Source organism: Quisquiliibacterium transsilvanicum (genome assembly GCF_014202215.1).
GTDB lineage: Bacteria > Pseudomonadota > Gammaproteobacteria > Burkholderiales > Burkholderiaceae_E > Quisquiliibacterium > Quisquiliibacterium transsilvanicum.
Genome location: NZ_JACHGB010000001.1, coordinates 725569 through 746328, shown reverse-complemented (window position 1 = coordinate 746328; position 20760 = coordinate 725569). Strand labels below are relative to the sequence as shown.

Below are 20760 nucleotides of genomic sequence, written 5' to 3'. Positions count from 1 at the left end.
GATGGGGCTCCGGCCGATCAGCGCTGGGAAGCGGCGCCTGCTGCGCCGGCATCGCCTGCTTCGTTCTGCCTGCGCAGCGCTTCCATCAGCTCTGCCTCGGCCGACTTGTCGGTGAGGCGGCCCATGGGGTCGGGGCCTTCGCCGCGCAGGAAAGCGATGCGCTTGATCAGCTCGGACCAGCCCTGCAGCATCAGCAGCAGGAAGCCCACCGGCAGGGCCAGCCATACCGGCCAGCGGATCAGGCCGCCCGGATTGCCCGACATCTCGCCGGTCTCGTACATCTGCACCACCACCGGAAAGCTGAGCCAGAGCACGACCAGGCACAGCGGCGTGAGGAACAGGGCGAAACCGACGATGTCGATCCAGACCTGCACCCGCTTGGGCAGCCGGCTGTTGAGCACGTCGATGCGGACATGCTCGCGGTGCAGCAGCGTGAACCCGGCGGCGGCCAGGAAGGACCAAGCGTACAGGTACCACTGGGCTTCCAGGTAGGCGTTCGAGCTGGTGTCGAACACCTTGCGCACGATGGCGTTGATGGCGCTGATGGCGGTGGCGGCAAAGATCAGCCAGATCACGAACCTGCCGACCTGGGCGTTGAGCCAGTCGATGGCCCGCGAGAATTTCATCAAGGCGTGCATTGAGTCCGTCCCGGTTCGGGGTGGGGTGTACGACGGCATTGTAAGAGGGCCTTGGACGGACGGTGATGCCGCCCGGAAAGATGTCAGCGGTCGCCCGGGGGCCCGGCGGGAGGGTCCCGGTGTCCGGGCGGGGCTGCGGTCGGGTCCCTGCGTTCCTCGGCGTCCGGTGGCTGGATCTCGCGCATCTCGACGTCGATCACCGTTTCGTCCGTACCCGGGGCGGCGCCCGGCCGTGGCGTGCCGGTCCGGCCGCCTTCGCCGCCGTGACCGCCTTGCGCGCGCGGGCGCATGCCCAGCCAGGACGCCAGCATCATGAACAGGCCGATCGCCAGGCCGGCGAGCAGGGCGAAGAAGGCCAGCACCAGCGTGGCAGCGGCCCCGAACAGGATCGCCGCGATCGCCGCGGCGCGCACCAGCAGTCGCTGGAGGAAACGGGTCACCTGGGGAGTCCTTTCGTCGTTGAGCCTGCGCCTGCGCGGCGATGCGGGCGGCGTCGAGGCAGGCTTCAGATCGTCGGTTCGTCGGCCGATTCGCCGCCGTCGAGCGGCACCTCGCTGGCGAGCACGCGGTCGATGCGCTTGCCGTCCATGTCGACGATCTCGAAGCGCCAGTTCTCCCAGACGACGATGTCGCCGACCTGCGGCATGCGGCCGAGCATCAGCATCAGCATTCCGCTCAGCGCCTGGTAGCGGGCGCGTTCCTCTTCGGGCACCGTGCGCAGCTCAAGGCGATCCTTGAGCTCGGGGACCGGGATCAGGCCGTCGAGCAGCCAGGATCCGTCCTCGCGCTGCACCGCCCAGCTGTTCTCGTCGTCCGGCGCGCCGAATTCACCCGTGATTGCCTCCAGCAGGTCCTGCAGCGTGATCAGGCCCTGGATCTCGCCGTACTCGTCGATCACCAGCGCGATGTGCGCGTCCGATGTGCGGAAGTTCTCCAGCAGCTCCATGCCACTGAGGGTCTCGGGGACGAACAGCGCGGGCTGCAGACCTTCGCTGAGGTCGAAGGGCTGGCCGGTGAGCGAGCGGGCGAGCAGCTGCTTGGTGTGGATGAAACCCAGCACTTCGTCCAGGCCATCGCGGCAGACCGGAAAGCGCGAATGCACCGTTCCGGCGATCTTCGCGAGGTTCTCCTCGAGCGGATCGGAGATGTCGAGCGAAACGATGTCCGGGCGCGGCACCATCAGCGACGAAATCTGCCGGTCGTCGAGCCGGAACACGTTGCGCACCATCGCATGCTCGCTGTGCTCGATCACGCCGCTCTGCGAGCCCTCGGCGAGCATCGCATGAATCTCCTCCTCGGTGACCGAGGGCCCGCTGGCGCCCTTGGCGCCGAGGACCTTGAGCAGCAGTTCGGTGGAGACGGACAGCAGCCGCACGAAGGGACGCGTGGCAACGGACAGCAAGGCCATCGGCCGCGCAACGATGCGGGCAATGCCTTCCGGGCTGAACTGCCCGAGGCGCTTGGGCACCAGCTCGCCGATCACGATCGACACGTAGGTGACCACCACCACCACCAGGCCGGTTGCCGCGTAGTCGGACCAGGGCTGACTGGCGCCCAGCGTTTCCATCCAGTCCGCGAAGGGGGCGGCGAGCGCCGCTTCGCCGACGATGCCGTTGAGGATTCCGATCGAGGTGATGCCGATCTGGATGGTGGACAGGAAGCGGTTGGGATCCTCGCCCAGCGCGAGCGCGGCCGCCGCGCCGCTGTCGCCCTCGTCGACGAGCTTTTGCAGGCGCGCCTTGCGCGCCGTGACCAGCGCGATTTCGGACATCGCGAACAGGCCGTTGAGCAGGATGAGCCCCAGCAGGATCAGGACTTCAGTCATCGCGAGCGTCCGCCGCGCCTGCCTGGTTCCCGCCGGGGAGGGCTGGTCGGGGTGTCAAGCCGTGCCTTCAAGTCGTTGCACGTGCCGCGCCACCGCAGCGCGCACCTGCGCGGGGGCGGTACCTCCCGGATGATTGCGCGCCTGCACCGAGCCCTCGAGGGTGAGCGAGTCGGCCACGTCCGCTTCGACCAGCGGCGAGAAGGCACGCAACTCGTCAAGCGTGAGGTCGGAGAGGTCGATGCCGCGCTGCGCTGCTGTGCGCACCGCGAGTGCCACCGCCTCGTGCGCATCCCGGAAAGGCAGGCCCTTGCGGACCAGGTAGTCGGCGAGATCGGTTGCGGTGGAGAAGCCTTCGGCGGCCGCCTGCCGCATGCGCGCGGCGTTCACCGTGATGCCGCCAGCCATGTCGGCAAAGATGCGCAGGGTTGCGAGCAGGGTGTCCGCGGTGTCGAACAGCGGCTCCTTGTCTTCCTGGTTGTCCTTGTTGTATGCCAGCGGCTGGCCCTTCATCAGCGTGAGCAGCGCCACCAGGTGCCCATTGACCCGCCCGGTCTTGCCGCGGGCGAGTTCGGGCACGTCCGGGTTTTTCTTCTGCGGCATGATCGACGAGCCGGTGCAGAAGCGGTCGGCCAGGTCGATGAAGCCGACCCGCGGCGACATCCAGAGGATGAGCTCTTCGGACAGCCGCGAGACGTGCATCATCACCAGCGCGGCAGCCGCGCAGAACTCGATCGCGAAGTCGCGGTCGGACACTGCGTCGAGCGAGTTGGCGCAGATGCCGTCGAAACCCAGGGTGCGCGCGACGCGCTCGCGGTCGATCGGGTAGCTGGTGCCAGCCAGCGCGGCGGCGCCCAGCGGCAGCCGGTTCACGCGGCGGCGGCAGTCGCGCATGCGTTCGGCGTCGCGCGAGAACATCTCGACGTAGGCGAGCAGGTGATGCCCGAAGGTGACCGGCTGGGCCACCTGCAGGTGGGTGAAGCCCGGCATGATGGTGTCGGCGTGGCGGCCGGCAACCTCGAGCAGCGCCAGCTGGAGCGATTCCAGTTCCGCCACCACCGCATCGATCGTGGCGCGCAGCCAAAGCCGGATGTCGGTGGCCACCTGGTCGTTGCGCGAGCGCGCGGTGTGCAGCCGCTTGCCAGCGTCGCCGGCAAGCTCGGTGAGCCGTTTCTCGATGTTGAGGTGGACGTCCTCGAGGTCCACCGACCAGGTGAACTCGCCGCGCTCGATCTCGCCGCGAATGCGGGCCATGCCGTCGCCGATCGCCGATAGGTCGGCGTCGGACAGGATGCCCACCGCGTTGAGCATGTCGGCGTGGGCCAGCGAGCCCTCGATGTCGTGCAGTGCGAGGCGCTTGTCGAAGTCGACCGAGGCGGTGTAGCGCTTGACGAGTTCCGAGACGGGTTCCGAGAACCGTGCCGACCACGCCTGGGCTTTCTTTGCGAATTGATCTGTCATAATCAGACCGATTATAAAGGGGGCCAGCACGGCGGCGCGGCGCTTTTCGGCGCGTATCGGCAAGGCATCCCGTTCCGAGGAAGATGAGGGAACCACAGCCGGCCAGCCTGCCGTCGGAAGCGCATGCCGCGGTCGCGATCGACGCGGCGGCGCTGCCGCCTCCGTTCCCCCCGTCCTCCTCGTCCTCCTCGTCCTCCTCGTCCTCCCCGCCCGTACCTTCCGCTGTTCCCCCTGCTCCCGCCGTTCCATCGCAGGGCGCCGCTGCGGCTGCCGGCCGCCGGGTCTCCGACGGCGCGAAGTCGCCGGTCATCCCCGACTGCTGCAACATGGGCATTGCGCTGCGCGTGCTGGTGCCGCTCAACGCGGCGGCCGTGCTGCTGGCACTGGCACTCGGCGCAGCGGACGCCACCGCGCCTGACCGCCTGCTCGACATCCTGATGGTGCTCGAGCCCGCAGTGCTGGTCTCGCTGGCCACGCTCTGCGCGCTGCGCCGCTGGGTCAACGGGCGTGCGCGTCCGGTGCAATGGGCGGTCGGCCTGAGCGTGCCCGCGCTGGTGACGCTGGTCATCTCGCTGCTGAGCGCGTCCGTGCTGATTCCCGAGGCCGGGCCGCTGGCCACTGCACTCTGGGCGGGCGTGCGCGGCCTGGCCGCGTGCGCGCTCGCGGCGCTGGCCTTCGAGTTCTTCCGGCTGCGCGCGCTGTCGTTCTCGCCGTCCCTCTCGGAGGCGCGGCTGCAGGCGCTGCAGGCGCGGATCCGGCCCCATTTCCTCTTCAACAGCCTGAACACTGTGCTCGGGCTGATGCGCAGCGATCCGCGCCGCGCCGAGTACACGCTCGAGAATCTGGCCGACCTGTTCCGCGTCTTCATGCGCGACACGCGCGAGCTGGTGCCGCTGGACGAGGAGGTGGTGACCTGCCAGCAGTACCTGGCAATCGAACAGCTGCGCCTGGGCGACCGGCTGCAGGTGCAGTGGCATGTCGAGCAGATGCCCGGCGATGCGCTGCTGCCCTCGCTGCTGCTGCAGCCGCTGATCGAGAACGCCGTGCACCACGGGATCGAGCCGCGCGACGCCCCCGGCGAGGTCATCATTGCGATCACGCGGCCGGGCGACCGGGTGCGCGTCGAGATCGTCAACCCGGCGTCCGAGGGCGCCCCGGTGCGGCCCGGCAACCAGATGGCGCTGTCGAACGTCAGGGAGCGCCTGATGCTGCTGTACGATATGGAGGCCGAACTGAAGACCCTCGTCGAGGAAGATCAGTTCCGGCTCGTTCTCGAATTTCCCTACCGCAAGGAAAGGCGACGTCGCGATGTCCGACGCCATTTCAATCCTTATCGTTGACGACGAACCCGTCGCCCGAATGCGCGTCCGCGAGCTGCTCGCGGACCTTGCTCCGCAATTGCCGCACCGGATCGTCGGCGAAGCCGCCAACGCTCCGGAAGCGCTGTCGCAGATCGAGGCCGCCCAGCCGCAGATCGTGCTGCTCGACGTGCAGATGCCGGGCATGACCGGCATCGAGCTCGCCCGCCACATCTCCGCGCGTGCAGCCTCGGGCGAGACCGCCAGGCCAATGCCGTTGGTCATCTTCATCACTGCCTTCGACGAGTTCGCGGTCGACGCGTTCGAGGTCCGGGCGATCGACTACCTGCTCAAGCCGGTGCGCGCGCAGCGCCTGCTCGAGGCGCTGCAGCGGGCGCTGACTCGTCTGCCCGCGGACCAGGTCCAGGCGATCGACCAGCTCGCCAAGGCCACCAACACGCGCCGGCGCCACCTCTCGGTGCATGAGCGCGGCCGGGTGATCCTGGTGCCGCTCGAGCAGGTGACCTACCTGAAGGCCGAGCTCAAGTACATCACGGTGCGCACCGCGGAGCGCGAGTATCTGATCGAGGAGTCCCTGACTTCCCTCGAGGAGGAATTCGTCGACCGTTTCGTGCGCATCCATCGCAACGCGTTGGTCGCACGATCTTCGATCGCCGGCTTCGAGCGGGTCACGCCGACCGGCGAGGAGGAGGCGGGCGATCCCTACTGGCAGGTGGTGCTGCGCGACGTCGCGGAACGGCTGCCGGTCAGTCGGCGGCAGTGGTCCACCGTCAAGAACCTGGTCGGCTGAACATCCGGCCCGCGCGCATCTGCCCCCGATCCTTCCCGAGGTTCTTCTCCTGGCTACCGATCCTTTTCCCGCCGACGCCCTTGCGCCGCCGCAGCGGCTCGTCATCGCCTCGCGCGAGAGCCGGCTCGCGATGTGGCAGGCCCTGCACGTGCAGCAGCGGCTGCGCGATGCCTATCCCGCCTGCGAGGTCGAGATCCTCGGCATGACGACCGAAGGCGACCGGGTGCTCGACCGCGCTCTCAACGAGATCGGCGGCAAGGGGCTGTTCACGAAGGAGCTGGAGGTGGCGCTGCTCGACGGCCGCGCCGACCTCGCCGTGCACTCGCTCAAGGACGTGCCGATGGAGCTGCCGGAGGCGTTTGCGCTCAGCGCGGTGATGCGCCGCGAGGATCCGCGCGACGCCTTCGTCAGTTCCCGTTTCGGCTCGCTCGACGAGATGCCGGCGGGCGCGGTGGTGGGCACCTCGAGCCTGCGCCGCGCCGCGCAGATCCGGCGCCGCCATCCGCAGTTGGACGTCCGGCCGCTGCGCGGCAATCTCGACACCCGTCTGGGCAAGCTCGATCGCGGCGAGTACGACGCCATCGTGCTGGCCGCGGCCGGCCTGAAGCGGCTTGGCCTGGTCGATCGAATCCGCGGCCTGCTGCCGCCGTCGGTGAGCCTGCCGGCGGCGGGGCAGGGCGCGCTGGGCATCGAAACCCGCGCCGACCGTCCGGAGTTCGTCCGCTGGCTCGCGCCGCTCGCCGACGCTGAGACCTGGCTGCACGTCACCGCCGAGCGAGCGGTGTCGCGCGTGCTGGGCGGCAGCTGCCGGGTGCCGCTGGCCGCCTACTGCGAGACCGAGCCTGATGGTGCTCTCCGGCTGCGCGCCTGCGTCGCCAGCGTGGACGGTGTCCACCTGCTGGAGGCCCAGGAACGTCTGGAGCATGCCGACCGCGCAGGCGCGAATGCGCTCGGCGAGCGGGTGGCGCAGGCGCTGCTCGACCAGGGCGCGCAGGCGCATCTGCAGGCGCAGTGACCCGCGTCGTCCTGACGCAGCCCGCACCCAGGGTCGATCGGCTCGCCGCGCGCCTGCGCGAGCGAGGCCACGAGGCGATTGCGCTGCCGTTGCGACAGCTCGTGCGCTGCGCCGACGCGCCTGAGCCGGCGGCGCTGGTTGATGCGCTGAACGGACGTTACGACTGGGTGATCTTCGTGAGTCCGGGCGCGATCGCGCTCGGGCTGGGCGGCGCCCACGGTCCTGCGCGGCGCTGGCCGGACTCGGTCGGGATCGCGGTGGTGGGCCCGGGCAGCCGGCAGGCGCTCGCGGAGGCAGGGCTCGCGTCGCCGCGAATCCGGATCGTGGCGCCAGAGCGGGCCCCCTATGATGCCGATGCGCTGCTGGCCAGCGCGCCGTTCTCTGTGCCGTCAGGGCTTGCCGTGCTGGTGGTGCATGGCGAGCAGGGGCGCAGCGACTGGCTGGACGAGCTTCGCGCTCGCGGCGCCCGGGTCGACCGCCTGGTGTTGTATCGCAGCGAGCCTGTGCCGCCTGCCACCGCGACGGTGGAGCTGCTGCGCGGCTGGGCGACCGGCGGGGCGCCCGCGACCTTCGTTTTCACCAGCGTGGACGGGGTGCGCGACTGCGCGCGGCTGCTGGCGACGCAGTCGCTTGCCCGCTGGGCCTGCGGGCAGCGCGCGCTCGCGGTCCACCCTCGCATCGCGGCCGCGCTCTCGGAACTCGGCTGGCAGGCGGTGCGGCTGATCGAGCCGGGTGAACCGGCGCTGCTGGCCGGGATAGAATCGCCGTGATCCCCGTCATCGAGCCAATCGCGGTGTCCGCTCCAGAATTCTCCACCTCTTCGGCAACCGGTTCCCCGGCGCCTGCGCCCGCCGCGCAGGCTTCGGGCCCGGCGGCAGCCCCGGCTTCGGGCCCGGCTTCGGCTTCGGGCCCGCCCCCGCCCCCGCCCCCGGCTTCGGGCCGGCCCCCGGCGTCCGCCGGCCGGTCCGGCAGCCTGCTGGCGCTGCTCGCCCTGCTGGTGGCGCTGGGCGCGGCCACCGCTGCCGGCGTGCTCTGGCAGCGGTCCGACACGGTGGGCCGGGAGGCAGCGCGCCGGCTGCAGGCCGGCGACGCGCGCACCGAGCAGCTCGAGACACAGGTGCGGCAGTCCCAGGAAACCGTGCGCGAGCTGCAGGCGCGCTCGGCAGTGCTGGAGAGCAAGCTCACCGAGGCGCTCGGGCAGCAGGCGCAACTCGAGCGGATGTACAAGGACATGGCGGTGGAGAGCGTTGCCGCCGTTCTCGGCGACGTCGAGAGCGCGGTGGGCCTTGCCTCCCAGCAGCTGCTGGTCAGCGGCAACGTGCGCGGCGCGATCGTCGCGCTGCAGGATGCCGATGACCGTCTTCAGCGGATCAACCAGCCCGAGGCGCTGGGACTGCGACGACTGATCGCACGCGACATCGAGCGGCTCTCCGCGTTGCCCGCAGTGGACGTGGCGGCGCTCGCGCTGCGGCTGGACACGGTGGCGGCCGGCCTCGAAGACCTGCCTCTGGTGGCAGGGCTTGCGCCGGTCGCGAGTCCGGACCCGCTGGCGGGCCACGAGGCGCCGGAGGGAGCCCGGTTCACCTTCGAGCAGCTCGCCAGCACCGGACGCAAGGGCTGGGAGGCGCTGCTGGCCGAGCTTTCGCAGCTGTTCCGCGTGAACCGGATCGATCGGCCGGACGCAGTTCTGCTGGCGCCCGAACAGCAGTATTTCGTGCGCCAGAACCTGAGGCTGACCCTGCTTTCCGCGCGCCTGGCGCTGCTCGGTCGGTCCGAGCCGGTGTTCCGCAGCGACCTGGATCGGGCCGCCGGCTGGCTGCGCGACTACTTCCAGGTCGAGGACCGGAGGGTGTCGGGCAAGCTGGCGATGATCGAGCAGCTGCGCACGAGTGCGATCTCGACCGAGCTCCCCTCGCTCAGCGACACGCTCGCCGCGGTGCGCTCGGCGCGGGTGGCGCGCGAGACCTCGACGGAATAGGGCGGGACGATGCGCTGGCTGGTGTGGCTCCTCCTCATCCTCAGCTCGGCCGTCGGGCTGGCGCTGCTGATGCGTTTCAATCACGGCAACGTTGCCGTGCTCTGGCCTCCTTATCGGGTGGACTTCTCGGTCAACCTGGCGGTGCTGGTGCTGGTGCTGTCCTTCCTGCTGTTCCACCTGCTGCTGGTCGCTCTGGCCAAGGCGCTCGCGCTGCCCTCGCGGGTGCGGGGTTACCGCCAGCGGCGCCAGCACGAGGGCGCCAGGATGGCGCTGCGCGACGGTGTGCTGGCACTGTTCGAAGGGCGTTTCGGACGGGCGGAGCGGCTGGCGCAGGCAGCGCGGGATGACGATCTCATGGCAGGGCCGGCCGCGCTGGTGGCGGCGCGTGCCGCGCACCGGATGCGCGAGTTCGATCGTCGCGACCGTTGGCTGGACCTGGCGGAGGTCGACCCCGGCAGTGCCCACGCGGGGCTGATGACCGCCGCCGAGCTCGCCCTCGAAGAGCAGGATCCGGTGCGCGCGATCGCGGCGATCGAGCGGCTGCATGGCAAGGGGCTGCGGCACATCCACTCGCTTCGCGTCGCGTTGCGGGCTTACGAGCAGTCCGAGGACTGGGTGCGCGTGCTTCAGGTCCTGCGCCAACTCGAGAAGCGCGATGCACTGCCGTCCGCGGCCGTGCGCGGGCTCAGGGTGCGCGCCTGCCGGGCCTTGTTCGCGCGCAGTGCTGGCGACGCCGCGGGCGTGCGCGAGCTGTGGTCCTCGCTGCGCGCTGCCGAGCGCGAGCTTCCCGAGACGGTGGAGTCGGCGGCGGCCGCCCATGCGGCCAGCGGCGACCAGGAGGCCGCGCGCCGGCTGATCGAGCAGGCGGGTGCGAAGGAGTTCTCGCCGATGCTGCTGCCGCTCTACGCGGCGCTCGACGCCGTCCCCGCCCGCGAACGGATCCAGCGCGCCGAGCAGTGGCGCCTGTCGCATGGCGATGACCCGGACCTGCTGCTGGCGCTGGGGCGGATGTGCATGGCCGAGTCGCTGTGGGGCAAGGCCGAGGAGTACCTGGAGCGCAGCCTGCAGGCGCGTGCGAGCGTCGCCGCCCACGTGGCGCTGGGCGAACTCGCCGAGGCGCTGTCGCGGCCGGATGCTGCGGCCTCGCATTTCCGCAGCGCCGCACGGCTGGCGGACCAGGGGCAGCGGCTTGCGTCGTTCTCGCGGCAGGCGGCAGGGATGCGGCCGGACGCCACGCTGGCCGGTTAGGGCCCGCTCAGTCTTCCGAGCGGATGCGCCGTGCCTGCTTGTCGCGGTACATCTCCAGGTCCGCATGGGCCATCAGGGCGTCCAGGTCCGCGCCATCGTCGGGAAAGAGGGCGGCGCCGAAGCTCGCCCGCGGCGTCACCTTGCCGTCCGGCAGCGACAGTGGCTGCTCGAGGGCGTCCCTGAGCTGTGCCGACACCCGCGTGAGCTCCACGCGGCCGCCGACGTCCGGTAGCAGGATCACGAATTCGTCGCCGCCGGTTCGAGCGAGCAGGTCGGAGCGGCGCAGCCGCGCGCCCATCCGCCGTGCGCAAGCCACCAGCAGCCGGTCCCCCGCGCCGTGGCCCATCGCATCGTTGATGCCCTTGAGGCCGTCGAGATCGATGCCGATCACGCCGAAGGGGCGGCCGTGCCGCTGCGCCGAGGCCAGGATGGCGGCGCCGCGGTCGGCCAGCAGGTTCCGGTTGGCCACTCCGGTCAGCGCGTCGTGCTGTGCGAGGCGGCGCAGCCGCTCCTCGCTCTCGCGCAGCCGGCCCTCGGCGCGCTCACGCTCGCGGATCTCGTCGCGTAACCGTCCGTTGGCGGCGGCGAGCTCCGCAGTTCGCGCAGCCACTTCGTGCTCCAGGTTCTGCCCGGCGCGGCGCGATGCCTCCAGTGCGTCGAGCTGGATGGTGCGGATGCGGTCGGCGAGCGCCAGTCCCAGGAACAGCGCTTCCAGACTTGCGCCGATCTGGGTACCGTAGGCGGTCAGCGGCGTCCAGGGCAGCAGGCCGACGTTGCGGATCACCATCGCAACGCCGGTGAGGATGACCGTGACGAACGCGAGCACGTACAGGCGGGCAGGCGTGTAGCCGAGGCGCCAGGCCAGGATGCCCATGCTCAGGCCGAGCGTGCTGCCCGCCAGGGCGAGCATCTGGCTGGCCCGGGCGACCCAGGGGGCGTCGAACAGCAGGGCGACCGGTGACATGGCGACCAGCGGCAGGATCAGCAGCGCGGCGAGCCGATCGAGCCTGGGCATGCGGGCCCGGCTGCCCAGGAAGGCGCGCGCGAACTGAAGCGCCGCAGCCACCGCGGCGCCGAGGAACAGATATGCGCCCTGGCTGCCGAGGTGCGGCGAGGCCGGGAACAGGTACTGGTAGGCGAAGCCGTTGAGGCAGAAGTGGAACAGCCCGAACAGGCCGACGAAGGCCACGTACCAGGGGTAGGTCGGCTCGCGAAGCGCCCGCCCGAGCGCGAGGTTGTAAAGCACCATCACCAGCGCCACGCCGAAGTAGGAGCCGAGCAGCAGCAGTCGAAGCTGCTCGACTGCGGCGAACTCGCCGGCGCTGCGCACGTGAACCGGCAGCTGGATCGCAGTCGAAGAACGCACGCGGATGAAGACCTCGGTCGACTCGCCGGGGCCAAGCGACACCGGAAGCACGAAGTTGCGGTGCTCGAAGCCGCGCGCGGCAAAGGGCCGGCGGTCGCCGGTCAGCACCTCCGCCGGACCGCCGGGCAGGTCGGCAGGAACGTGGAATTCGAGGTCATCGAGGTAGGGATAGTCGATCTCGACCAGGCGCTCGGCGTTGCGGTCCGACGCGTTGTGCAGCGGAACTCGCAGCCAGACGGCGTCCTGGGTCATTCCAAAGTTGAGCCGCTCCTCGCGGGAGCGACCTGCCTGATTCGCGGGCCGGAAGGCGCCCGCCTCGGCCAGGCGGCGGATCTCCGGCAGTTGGAGCCGGGCCGAGGGGTCGCGCAGCCAGGAGATCGCCGCCCCGGCAGGCTGGAGTGCCTGGGCCGCCTGGGCCGCCTGGGCCGCGTTCTGGGCCGCGGCCGATTCGCGCCCCTGCGCCAGCGTCCCGAACAGGATGGCCAGCGACAGCAGCGCCAGGATCAGCGCGCGCGCCAGCGGCAGCCGCCTTGCGGCACGATCGTGGGGCCCTGCCGCGGGCCGCCGCATCTTGGGCACGGGTTTGAAGTCTCCATTGACAGACTCCGGGAGCGTAGCGCCTTGGGCTGAGGCCATCACCCGTGCGGCGCCGGTCGGTTGGGTGTTGCGCATGGGCGGCGTCCCGCTGCGGCCGTGCATGCCCGTAGCGCCACTCCAGTAGAATTCGCACCCTTCACAAGACCACTCCTGCAGGAATGCCATGAACCTCGATCGAGTCGACTCCGGACGCGACATCCCGAACGACGTCAACGTCATCATCGAAATCCCGATGAACGCCGACCCGATCAAGTACGAGGTCGACAAGGAGACCGGTGCCTTGTTCGTCGATCGTTTCATCGGCACGGCCATGCATTATCCGTGCAATTACGGCTATGTTCCGCACACCATCTCCGACGATGGCGACCCGGTCGACATTCTCGTGATCACGCCGTTCCCGCTGCAGCCGGGCGTGGTGGTCCGCTGCCGGCCGATCGGCATCCTCAAGATGGAGGACGAGGCGGGCGGGGACGCGAAGCTGCTCGCGGTGCCGATCGACAAGATCCTGCCCTGGTACAAGCACTGGAAGAAGCCCGACGACATCGCGCCCGAGCGGCTTGCGCAGATCCGCCACTTCTTCGAGCACTACAAGGACCTCGAGGCCGGCAAGTGGGTCAAGGTGGTCGGCTGGGACGGGCCGGAGGCCGCAGCGCAGGAGATCGTCGACGGCATCGCCCGCTACAAGGCCGCGAAGGTCAAGCCCAACTTCTGATCAAGGGGGCGGTCGGACCGGCCTGGCCTCCGGTCCGGAACGCGCCCGGCGGGCCTTCGGCAAGACGCGGGCGCGTGCAATACTGCGGCGCTCCGAATCCACCCGGCCGCTGCGCGCGGCGCCCGCACGATGACCACTCGCCGCCCGGCCCGGCCCGCCGTTTTCGCTGCCCGTTTCCCCCCGATCCTGCGCCTGCCGGCGGATGGCGCCGCCGTGCGCCGGCTGCGCGCGCTGAGCGCAGGCCTGCTGGCGGCGTTGGTGCTCGCCGCCTGTGGCGCGCGCGATGACAAGTCGGCTGCCGCGCCCCAGACGGGCGCTCCGCAGGCGCTGCCGGTGGCGGTGCTGGAGGCCCGCTCGCAGCGGCTTCCGGTCACGCTCGAGGCGGTTGCGCGTGCCGAAGGTTCGCGCGAGGTGGAGGTCAGGGCGCGGGTCACGGGCATTCTCGAGAAACAGCTGTTCCGCGAAGGCGAGCCGATCCGGGCCGGCGCACCCTTGTACCGGATCGAGAAGGCGCCGTTCGAGATCGCGCTGGCCCAGGCCCGCGCGGCCCTGGAACAGGAGCGCGCCCGGCTCGAGCGCGCGCAGATCGAGGCGGGCCGGCTCAAGCAGCTCGTCGACCAGCGGGCGATCAGCCAGCGCGAGTACGACGACGCGACCGCCTCGCTGAAGCAGGCGCGCGCCTCGACACTGGCTGCGCAGGCCAAGGTGCGAGAGGCGGAACTCAACCTCTCCTACACCCGCGTCGATGCGCCTATCGCGGGCGTCGCCGGGCGCTCGCTGCGCTCCGAGGGCAGCCTGGTGGCCGCGGGCGTCGACAGCGGACTGCTGACCACGCTGGTGCGCACCGATCCGGTCTGGGTGCGCTTCTCGCTGTCCGAGCCGGAGTACGCGATGCTGCGGCGCGGCGGCGGGGACAGCGGCGTGCGGCTGGTGCTCGCCGACGGCAGCGCCCACCCCCGGGCGGGCAGGCTCAATTTCTCAGGTAGTACCGTTGACGCGAAGCTCGGCACCGTTCAGTTGCGCGCCGAGTTCGCGAACCCCGACGGGGCGCTGCTTCCGGGCCAGTTCGTGCGCGCCCGGGTCGAGGCCGGCGAGCAGGAGGGGGTGCTGGTGCCGCATGCCGCAGTGATGCGCGGCGACCAGGGGCAGTTCGTCTGGATCGTCGACGCCGAGGGCAAGGCCGCCGCGCGTCCGGTCCGGACTGCGGGCTGGGCGGGCAAGGACTGGGTCGTGAGGTCCGGGCTTGCGGCCGGCGACCGGGTGATCGTCGACAACCTGATGAAGATCCGGCCGGGCGCGGCGGTGCAGGCGAGGCCGGCACCCGCGGCCGCCGGCGCGGACGCATCCGCGTCGAAGCGCTAGGCGTCCGCCATGTCCAGGTTCTTCATCGACCGGCCGATCTTCGCTGCCGTCCTCTCGATCATCATCGTCATCGCGGGGCTGGTCGCCGCGTTCGCATTGCCGGTCGCCCAGTACCCGCAGATCGCGCCGCCCACGGTGGTGATCAACGCCAGCTACCCGGGCGCCAGCGCCGAGACGCTCGCCAAGACGGTCGCCGCGCCGATCGAGGAGCAGCTCTCGGGCGTCGAGGGGCTGATCTACTTCAACTCCAGTTCCTCCTCCAGCGGTGCGGTGAGCATCACTGCCACCTTCGAGGTGGGCACCAACGTCGACCAGGCCACCTTCAACGTCAACAACCGGGTGCAGCTGGCCGCGCCGCGCCTGCCCGAGGAGGTCCGGCGCAACGGCGTGACAGTGCAGAAGCGCTCCAACGACATCCTGCTCGTGGTGGCGCTCAGTTCGCCGGACAACCGGCACGACACGCTGTATCTCTCCAACTACTCGTCGCTGAACATGGTCGACGAGCTCAAGCGCCTGCCCGGGGTCGCCGACGTCACCATCTTCGGCGCCCGCGACTACTCGATGCGGGTCTGGCTGCTGCCCGACCGGATGGCCCGGCTGGGGGTGACGCCCAGCGACGTGGCCGCCGCGATCCGTGCCCAGAATGCGCAGTACGCGGCCGGCAAGATCGGCGCGGAACCTGCGCTGCCCGGCCAGGCGCTGGTCTACACGGTGACCACCAGCGGGCGGCTGGTGAGCCCCGAGGAGTTTGGCGAGATCGCGGTGCGCTCGGCCGGGGTCTCGGGGGTGCTCAAGCTCAAGGACATCGCCCGCATCGAGCTCGGCGCGCAGAGCTACGACGCCTTCAACACCCTGGACGGCAAGCCCACGATCGGCACCGCAGTGTTCCTGCAGTCGGGCGCCAACGCGCTGGACGTGGCCGACGCGGTCCGCGCGAAGATGGAGGAGCTCAAGGCCCGCTTCCCCGAGGGGCTGGACTACGTCATCCCCTTCGACACCACGCGCTTCGTCGAGTCCTCGATCTCCGAGGTGACCAAGACGATCTTCGAGGCCGCGCTGCTGGTGGTGGCGGTGGTCTTCGTGTTCCTGCAGACCTGGCGGGCGACGCTGATCCCGATGGTGGCGGTGCCGGTGTCGCTGATCGGCACCTTCGCCGGGCTCTGGCTGTTCGGCTTCTCGATCAACACGCTGACGCTGTTCGCGATGGTGCTGGCGATCGGCATCGTGGTCGACGACGCGATCGTCGTGCTCGAGAACGTCGAGCGGCTGATGCGCGAGAACGGCATGGGACCGAGGGAGGCTGCGATCGAGGCGATGCGCGAGGTCTCCGGAGCCATCGTCGCGATCGTGCTGGTGCTGTGCGCGGTGTTCGTGCCGGTGGCCTTCCTGGGCGGCATCGCCGGGCAGCTCTACAAGCAGTTCGCGGTCACGGTGGCGATCGCCGTCGCGCTGTCGGGCTTCGTCGCGCTGACGCTGACACCGGCGCTGTGCGCGCTGATGCTGCGCTCGGCCGACCACGGCTCGCGGCTGTTCATGCCCTTCAATCGCGGCTTCGACGCGCTCACCCGCCTGTTCCTGGGCGGCGTGGGGCTGGCGCTGCGCAGGCGCCTGCCGGCCGTGCTCGTCTTCCTGGGCATCATCGGCCTCGGCGCCTGGCTGTTCATGCGCGTGCCCGGCAGCTTCGTGCCCGCCGAGGACCAGGGCTACGTGATCGGCGCGGTGATCCTGCCCGACGGCGCGACGCTCGAGCGCACCGGCCGCAGCGGTGCGCAGTTGCGCGGCATGCTCGAAGGGCATCCGTCGATCGAGCACATGTTCGTCGTCAACGGTTTCGACCTGATCGGCGGCGGCAACAAGACCAACGCGGCGACCATCTTCGTGCCGATGAAGCACTGGTCCGAGCGCACCCAGAGCGCGCCGGAGCTGGCCGCCGAGATCTTCCGCAAGGGCATGGCGCTGACCGACGGCATGGCGCTCGCATTCAACCCGCCGGCGATCCGCGGGCTCGGCACCGCGGGCGGCTTCGAGGTCTACCTGCAGGGGCGCGGCGATGCGGACCCCAAGCGGCTCGCGCTGGTGGTCCAGGACTTCGTCGCGGCGCTCGGCAAGGATTCGCGGCTGCAGGGGATCAACACATTCTTCAGGCCGTCGGTGCCGCAGCTGCGCGTCGAGGTGGACCGGGACAAGGCGCTGGCCCTGGGCGTGCCGGTGCAGGACGTCTTCGACGCGCTGCAGAGCACGATGGGCGCGCTGTACGTCAACGACTTCAACCGCTTCGGCCGCACCTACCGCGTGCAGATCCAGGCCGACGCGCCCTACCGGGCGAAGCCGGAGGACCTCGGCGCGGTCCACGTGCGCGCAGCCTCGGGCGAGATGATTCCGCTCAAGGCGCTGATCGCGGTCGAGGGCGTGGTCGGCCCCGAGCAGCTGGAGCGCTTCAACGGCTTCGTCGCAGCGAAGGTGCTGGGCAGCGGCCGCCCCGGGGTCAGCTCGGGCGACGCGATCCGGGCGGTGGAGGAGGTCGCGCGCAGTACGCTGCCGCGGGGTTACGAGATCGCATGGACCGGCCAGGCCTTCCAGGAGAAGCGCACCGGCAGCGCCTCGGTCTATGCGTTCGGCCTCGCACTCGTGATGGTCTACCTGATCCTCGCGGCGCTCTACGAACGCTGGGCGCTGCCGGTGGCGGTGCTGCTGGCCGTTCCCTTCGCAGTCGTGGGCGCGCTGGGCTTCGTCGCGCTGCGCTCGCTCGAGAACGACATCTACTTCCAGATCGGCCTGGTGGTGCTGATCGGGCTCGCCTCGAAGAACGCGATCCTGATCGTGGAGTTCGCGCAGCAGGGCTACCTGGCGGGAATGAAGCCGGTGGAGGCCGCGCTGCAGGCGGCGCGGCTGCGTTTCCGCCCGATCGTGATGACCTCGCTGGCCTTCGCGCTGGGCGTGCTGCCGCTGGTGATTGCCGGCGGCGCGGGCGCGGCCGCGCGCCGGTCGATGGGCACCGGCGTCTTCGGCGGAATGATCATCGCCACCTTCGTGGCCACGCTGTTCATCCCGCTGTTCTTCGTCCTCACCGCGCGCAGCCGCCGCGGCGCGCCCGCCGGGGCGGCTTCCGGCGAGCACGCGAAGGATGAGCAGGCGAAGGATTAGCAGGCGAAGGATGGGCCGGGCGGGACCGACGCCTAGGCGCGGCGTGCGTGCGCGCGCTGCCCACAGCCCCTGTCCAGATCAGCGTTGACCCGAGGCAACGTCCCCTGGGACGGTTCCCCGGGTCAGGCCGCTGGTCCGGCGCCCGTGGCCGGCAGCGCTGGCGGCGCTGGCGGCGCCTCCGCGCGGAACGGCGAGCGCTCGGTGAGCTCGTCCAGGTAGCCGTCGATCGCCTGTCCCTCGCGCGCCAGGAAGCGGTCGACCGCGTCGGCGAATGCCGGTTCGGCGAGCCAGTGCAGCGAGCAGGTCTGCTCGGCCAGGAAGCCGCGCGCCATCTTGTGCTCGCCCTGCGCGCCGCCTTCGATCGCCTGGACGCCGAGTTCGATCGCCGCCTCGATCGCCTGGTAGTAGGCGGTCTCGAAGTGCAGGCAGGGCACGTGCTCCACCGCCCCCCAATAGCGGCCGTACAGGCGGTCCTCGTCGCGCACCAGCAGGCTGGAGGCGATCGGCCGGCCGTCGCGAATCGCCAGCACCAGGATCAGCCGGTCCCCCATGCTGCGGGCGATCTCGCCGAAGAAGCCGCGGCCCAGGTAGGGCGTGGAACCGTGCGCCGCGTAGGTGGCGTCGTAGCAGCGCACGAAGAAGTCCAGCTGCGCCGCACCGATCTCGCCGCCCGTCAGCCGCAGGAAGCTCACGCCGGCTTCGCGCACCTTGCGCCGCTCGGCCCGGATCTTCTTTCGCTTGGGCTGCGCAAGGCTGGCGAGGAAATCGTCGAAACTGCGGTAGCCGCCGTTGCGCCAGTGGAACTGCACGCCGCGCCGCATCGACAGCTCCTGCGCCTGCAGCGCTTCGACGTCGGCGTGGTCGGGAAAGAGTACGTGAAGCGACGATACGCGCGTGGCGCGGGCATGGGCCACCAGCGCCGCGGCCAGCGCATCGCGGGCAGGGCGGTCCGGGGCAAGCAGGCGCGGGCCCGTGACCGGCGTGAAGGGCACGGCGCAGACCAGTTTCGGGTAATAGCGCAGCCCGTGCCGTTCATAGGCGTCCGCCCAGGCCCAGTCGAACACGTACTCGCCCCAGGAGTGCCGCTTGCGGTAGAGCGGCGCGGCGGCGGCCAGCCGCTCGCCGTCGAACAGGCACAGGTGCTCGGGCTGCCAGCCGGTGCCCGGGCCAACGCAGCCGTTGCGCTCGAGCGCAGCCAGGAAGTCGTGGCGAAGGAAGGTGGGCGCGTCGGCGCCGGTGCTGGCGCGCACCAGTCCGTCCCATGCGGGAGCGTGCACTTCGTCCAGGTTGCGCAGGATGCGCGTGCGATAATCGTTCACTGTTCGACAGTCGGTTCCAGGGTCCGCATTCCAGGTTCCCTGGGCGCGCGTGGCGCGGGCGCCGCGCTGCCCGCGGATGTGCGCCCGTGGGCGCCCGTGGGCGCCCGGCTCATTCTATAGTCGACCCTCGATCCCCCGGAGTCCGGCCCCGCTCGGCGCGTGCGCGGGCTCGCCGGGCGCGCCGTGCGAATGCCATCAGGAGCATCAATGAAACGCATCACCGCGATCATCAAGCCGTTCAAGCTCGACGAGGTGCGCGAGGCGCTCGCCGAGGTCGGCATCACCGGCCTCACCGTCACCGAGTGCAAGGGCTTCGGCCGCCAGAAGGGACACACCGAGCTCTACCGCGGCGCCGAGTACGTGGTCGACTTCCTCCCCAAGGTCAAGATCGAGGTGATCTGTCCGGACGCCACCGTTGAGCCCGCGATCGAGGCCATCTGCGCCGCTGCGCGCACCGGTCGAATCGGCGACGGCAAGATCTTCGTCAACGAGGTCGAGCAGGTGATCCGGATCCGCACCGGCGAGACCGGCGAGTCCGCGATCTGAGAGTTGAGGCGTGAGGCCTGAAGTGAAGCGCCCCTTCGTGCTGGTGCATGGGGCCTGGCATGGCGGCTGGTGCTGGGCCGAGGTGGCAGCGCGCCTGCAGGCCGCGGGCCATCGCGTGTTCGCGCCCACGCTCACCGGGCTGGCCGACCGGGCGCACCTGTTCGGCGCCCAGGTGGGGCTGCCCACGCACGTCGAGGACGTGACCAGGCTGATCGAGTGGGAGCGGCTCGATGGCTGCGTGCTGGTCGGTCACAGCTACGCAGGCAACGTCGTCTCCGGCGTGGCCGACCGGCTGCGCGAGCGGGTCGCCCACTATGTCTACCTGGACGCGGTGGCGCCGCCCGACGACGCAGTGCGCTGGCGCTGGGCCGACTTCAACGAGGTCGCCGACCGCCAGGCGCGCCTGCTGGCGATCGCCGACGCGGGCGCCGGGGTGGCGCTGCCGCCGCCGCCGCCCGAGGCACTGGGCGTCTCCGATCCGGCGCAGCGCCAGCTGCTGCGGGAGCGCCTCGGCCCGATGCCCGCCGGCACCTACCTGCACGAAATCCTCTTCGAGCACGGCGGCAGCGCCGGGCTGGCGCGCACTTACGTCGAGGTCACCGATCCGCCCTACGCGCCGATGCGGGCGACCTATGCGCGCATGCGCGCAGACGCGTCCTGGCGGCATCGCACCCTGGCCAGCGGCCACGACGCGATGATCATCTCCCCGGGTCTGCTGGCGGATCTGCTGCTCGAGCTGGCGGGCTGAGCGCCGCGCCGCCGTGCGGTGCATCGCCGCGGCGGGGCTCGCCGCGCCAGGCGCCGAGCATGCGGCGCAGCCCGCGCAGGATCATCCGCAGCAGCAGCGCAGCGACGACCAGGAAGACCAGCAGCAGCGCCAGGAAGATCAGCGGATGCTCGAAGGCCAGCCAGGCGCCGCCGATCACGAGCGCGTCCTCGGACAGCGACAGCGCGACGTTGGAGAATGGCTCGGGGGAGGCATTGACTGCCGCGCGCGTGCCGGACTTGGTGAGGTGGGTGGCGGCAGTGAGCGAGCCGCCCAGCAGCGCTGCCGCCAGCGTCGTGGCAGTGCCCGCGTCGCCGAACACCCCCGCCGCCAGCGCGGCGCCGGCGGGAATTCGGATCAGCGTGTGCAGCAGGTCCCACAGGCTGTCCAGCCAGGGGAGCTTGTCCGCGAACAGCTCGACCACCGCCATGAAGCCCGAGGCGGCCATGACGATCGGATGGGACAGCGCCTGCAGGTGCTCGGGCAGCGGCCACCAGCCGGCGTACCCGGCCAGCCCCAGCACGAAGACCACCAGGTACAGGCGCAGCCCGGCGCCCCACGCCAGGGCCGCCGCCAGTGCGAGCTCGGGAACGTGGAGCAGGAAGGTGTCGATCATCGCGAGGCGCAGTGCCGGTGCGGCCGGCTGTTAAAGTCTTGCCGGATCATGGAGAAGATGT

18 protein-coding genes are annotated in these 20760 nt (G+C 70.7%); 11 read left to right on the top strand and 7 right to left on the bottom strand.

Annotated features, from left to right (window positions below):
• Positions 1-17: 17 nt before the first annotated feature.
• The 4 genes from HNQ70_RS03340 to argH form a co-directional block, all read right to left on the bottom strand.
• The gene (locus HNQ70_RS03340; protein ID WP_183964193.1) at positions 18-638 is read right to left on the bottom strand and encodes a TRAP transporter small permease subunit; all 621 of its coding nucleotides are present in this window, start codon (positions 636-638) and stop codon (positions 18-20) included.
• Between the two features lie 83 nt (positions 639-721).
• Positions 722-1078 (bottom strand): hypothetical protein, encoded by a 357-nt coding sequence (locus HNQ70_RS03335; RefSeq protein WP_183964191.1) that lies wholly within the window; start codon positions 1076-1078, stop codon positions 722-724.
• A 65-nt stretch (positions 1079-1143) separates the two neighbouring features.
• Positions 1144-2463, bottom strand: a complete 1320-nt coding sequence (locus HNQ70_RS03330) for a hemolysin family protein (RefSeq protein WP_183964189.1) — start codon at positions 2461-2463, stop codon at positions 1144-1146.
• Between the two features lie 54 nt (positions 2464-2517).
• Positions 2518-3921, bottom strand: a complete 1404-nt coding sequence (argH, locus tag HNQ70_RS03325; RefSeq protein WP_183964187.1) for an argininosuccinate lyase — start codon at positions 3919-3921, stop codon at positions 2518-2520.
• Between the two features lie 326 nt (positions 3922-4247).
• On the opposite strand from argH, the gene HNQ70_RS03320 reads away from it, so the two are divergent.
• From HNQ70_RS03320 to HNQ70_RS03295, 6 genes are read left to right on the top strand one after another with little or no spacing between them, the layout of a single operon-like run.
• A complete protein-coding gene (locus HNQ70_RS03320) occupies positions 4248-5261 on the top strand; it encodes a sensor histidine kinase (protein ID WP_183964185.1) in 1014 nt (337 codons plus the stop codon).
• Positions 5230-6030: a LytR/AlgR family response regulator transcription factor gene (locus HNQ70_RS03315; protein WP_183964183.1), complete on the top strand. Its 801-nt coding sequence runs from the start codon at positions 5230-5232 to the stop codon at positions 6028-6030. The genes HNQ70_RS03320 and HNQ70_RS03315 overlap by 32 nt, the downstream gene beginning before the upstream one ends.
• A gap of 49 nt (positions 6031-6079) precedes the next feature.
• Positions 6080-7045: a hydroxymethylbilane synthase gene (gene hemC, locus HNQ70_RS03310; protein ID WP_281381476.1), complete on the top strand. Its 966-nt coding sequence runs from the start codon at positions 6080-6082 to the stop codon at positions 7043-7045.
• Positions 7042-7815, top strand: coding sequence for a uroporphyrinogen-III synthase (locus HNQ70_RS03305; protein WP_183964181.1), 774 nt, complete (start codon positions 7042-7044; stop codon positions 7813-7815). Before hemC ends, HNQ70_RS03305 begins: the two co-directional genes overlap by 4 nt.
• A 23-nt stretch (positions 7816-7838) precedes the next feature.
• Entirely contained in the window at positions 7839-9023 is a 1185-nt protein-coding gene (locus HNQ70_RS20495) for a uroporphyrinogen-III C-methyltransferase (protein ID WP_183964179.1), read from the top strand.
• Between the two features lie 21 nt (positions 9024-9044).
• Positions 9045-10271: a heme biosynthesis HemY N-terminal domain-containing protein gene (locus tag HNQ70_RS03295; protein WP_183964177.1), complete on the top strand. Its 1227-nt coding sequence runs from the start codon at positions 9045-9047 to the stop codon at positions 10269-10271.
• 7 nt (positions 10272-10278) lie between these two features.
• Here HNQ70_RS03295 and HNQ70_RS03290 read toward each other — a convergent pair whose 3' ends face one another.
• Positions 10279-12207: a diguanylate cyclase gene (locus HNQ70_RS03290; RefSeq protein ID WP_246434664.1), complete on the bottom strand. Its 1929-nt coding sequence runs from the start codon at positions 12205-12207 to the stop codon at positions 10279-10281.
• A 190-nt stretch (positions 12208-12397) separates the two neighbouring features.
• On the opposite strand from HNQ70_RS03290, the gene ppa reads away from it, so the two are divergent.
• The 3 genes from ppa to HNQ70_RS03275 all read left to right on the top strand — a co-directional run bounded on the left by ppa (position 12398) and on the right by HNQ70_RS03275 (position 17452).
• Entirely contained in the window at positions 12398-12946 is a 549-nt protein-coding gene (gene ppa / locus HNQ70_RS03285) for an inorganic diphosphatase (protein ID WP_183964167.1), read from the top strand.
• A gap of 129 nt (positions 12947-13075) precedes the next feature.
• Entirely contained in the window at positions 13076-14308 is a 1233-nt protein-coding gene (locus HNQ70_RS03280; RefSeq protein WP_183964166.1) for an efflux RND transporter periplasmic adaptor subunit, read from the top strand.
• 9 nt (positions 14309-14317) lie between these two features.
• Entirely contained in the window at positions 14318-17452 is a 3135-nt protein-coding gene (locus tag HNQ70_RS03275) for an efflux RND transporter permease subunit (protein WP_183964164.1), read from the top strand.
• 122 nt (positions 17453-17574) lie between these two features.
• On the opposite strand, the gene HNQ70_RS03270 is transcribed toward HNQ70_RS03275, so the two are convergent.
• Positions 17575-18771 (bottom strand): GNAT family N-acetyltransferase, encoded by a 1197-nt coding sequence (locus HNQ70_RS03270; protein WP_343060609.1) that lies wholly within the window; start codon positions 18769-18771, stop codon positions 17575-17577.
• Between the two features lie 207 nt (positions 18772-18978).
• On the opposite strand from HNQ70_RS03270, the gene HNQ70_RS03265 reads away from it, so the two are divergent.
• Both HNQ70_RS03265 and HNQ70_RS03260 read left to right on the top strand, forming a co-directional pair.
• On the top strand, positions 18979-19317 hold the full coding sequence (locus HNQ70_RS03265; protein WP_183964162.1) for a P-II family nitrogen regulator: 339 nt from the start codon (positions 18979-18981) through the stop codon (positions 19315-19317).
• Positions 19318-19327: 10 nt separating this feature from the next.
• Entirely contained in the window at positions 19328-20065 is a 738-nt protein-coding gene (locus tag HNQ70_RS03260) for an alpha/beta fold hydrolase (protein WP_183964160.1), read from the top strand.
• Here the strand turns inward: HNQ70_RS03260 and HNQ70_RS03255 are convergent.
• Positions 20016-20699: a DUF4126 domain-containing protein gene (locus HNQ70_RS03255; RefSeq protein ID WP_183964158.1), complete on the bottom strand. Its 684-nt coding sequence runs from the start codon at positions 20697-20699 to the stop codon at positions 20016-20018. The genes HNQ70_RS03260 and HNQ70_RS03255 overlap by 50 nt on opposite strands.
• Positions 20700-20760 lie beyond the last annotated feature (61 nt).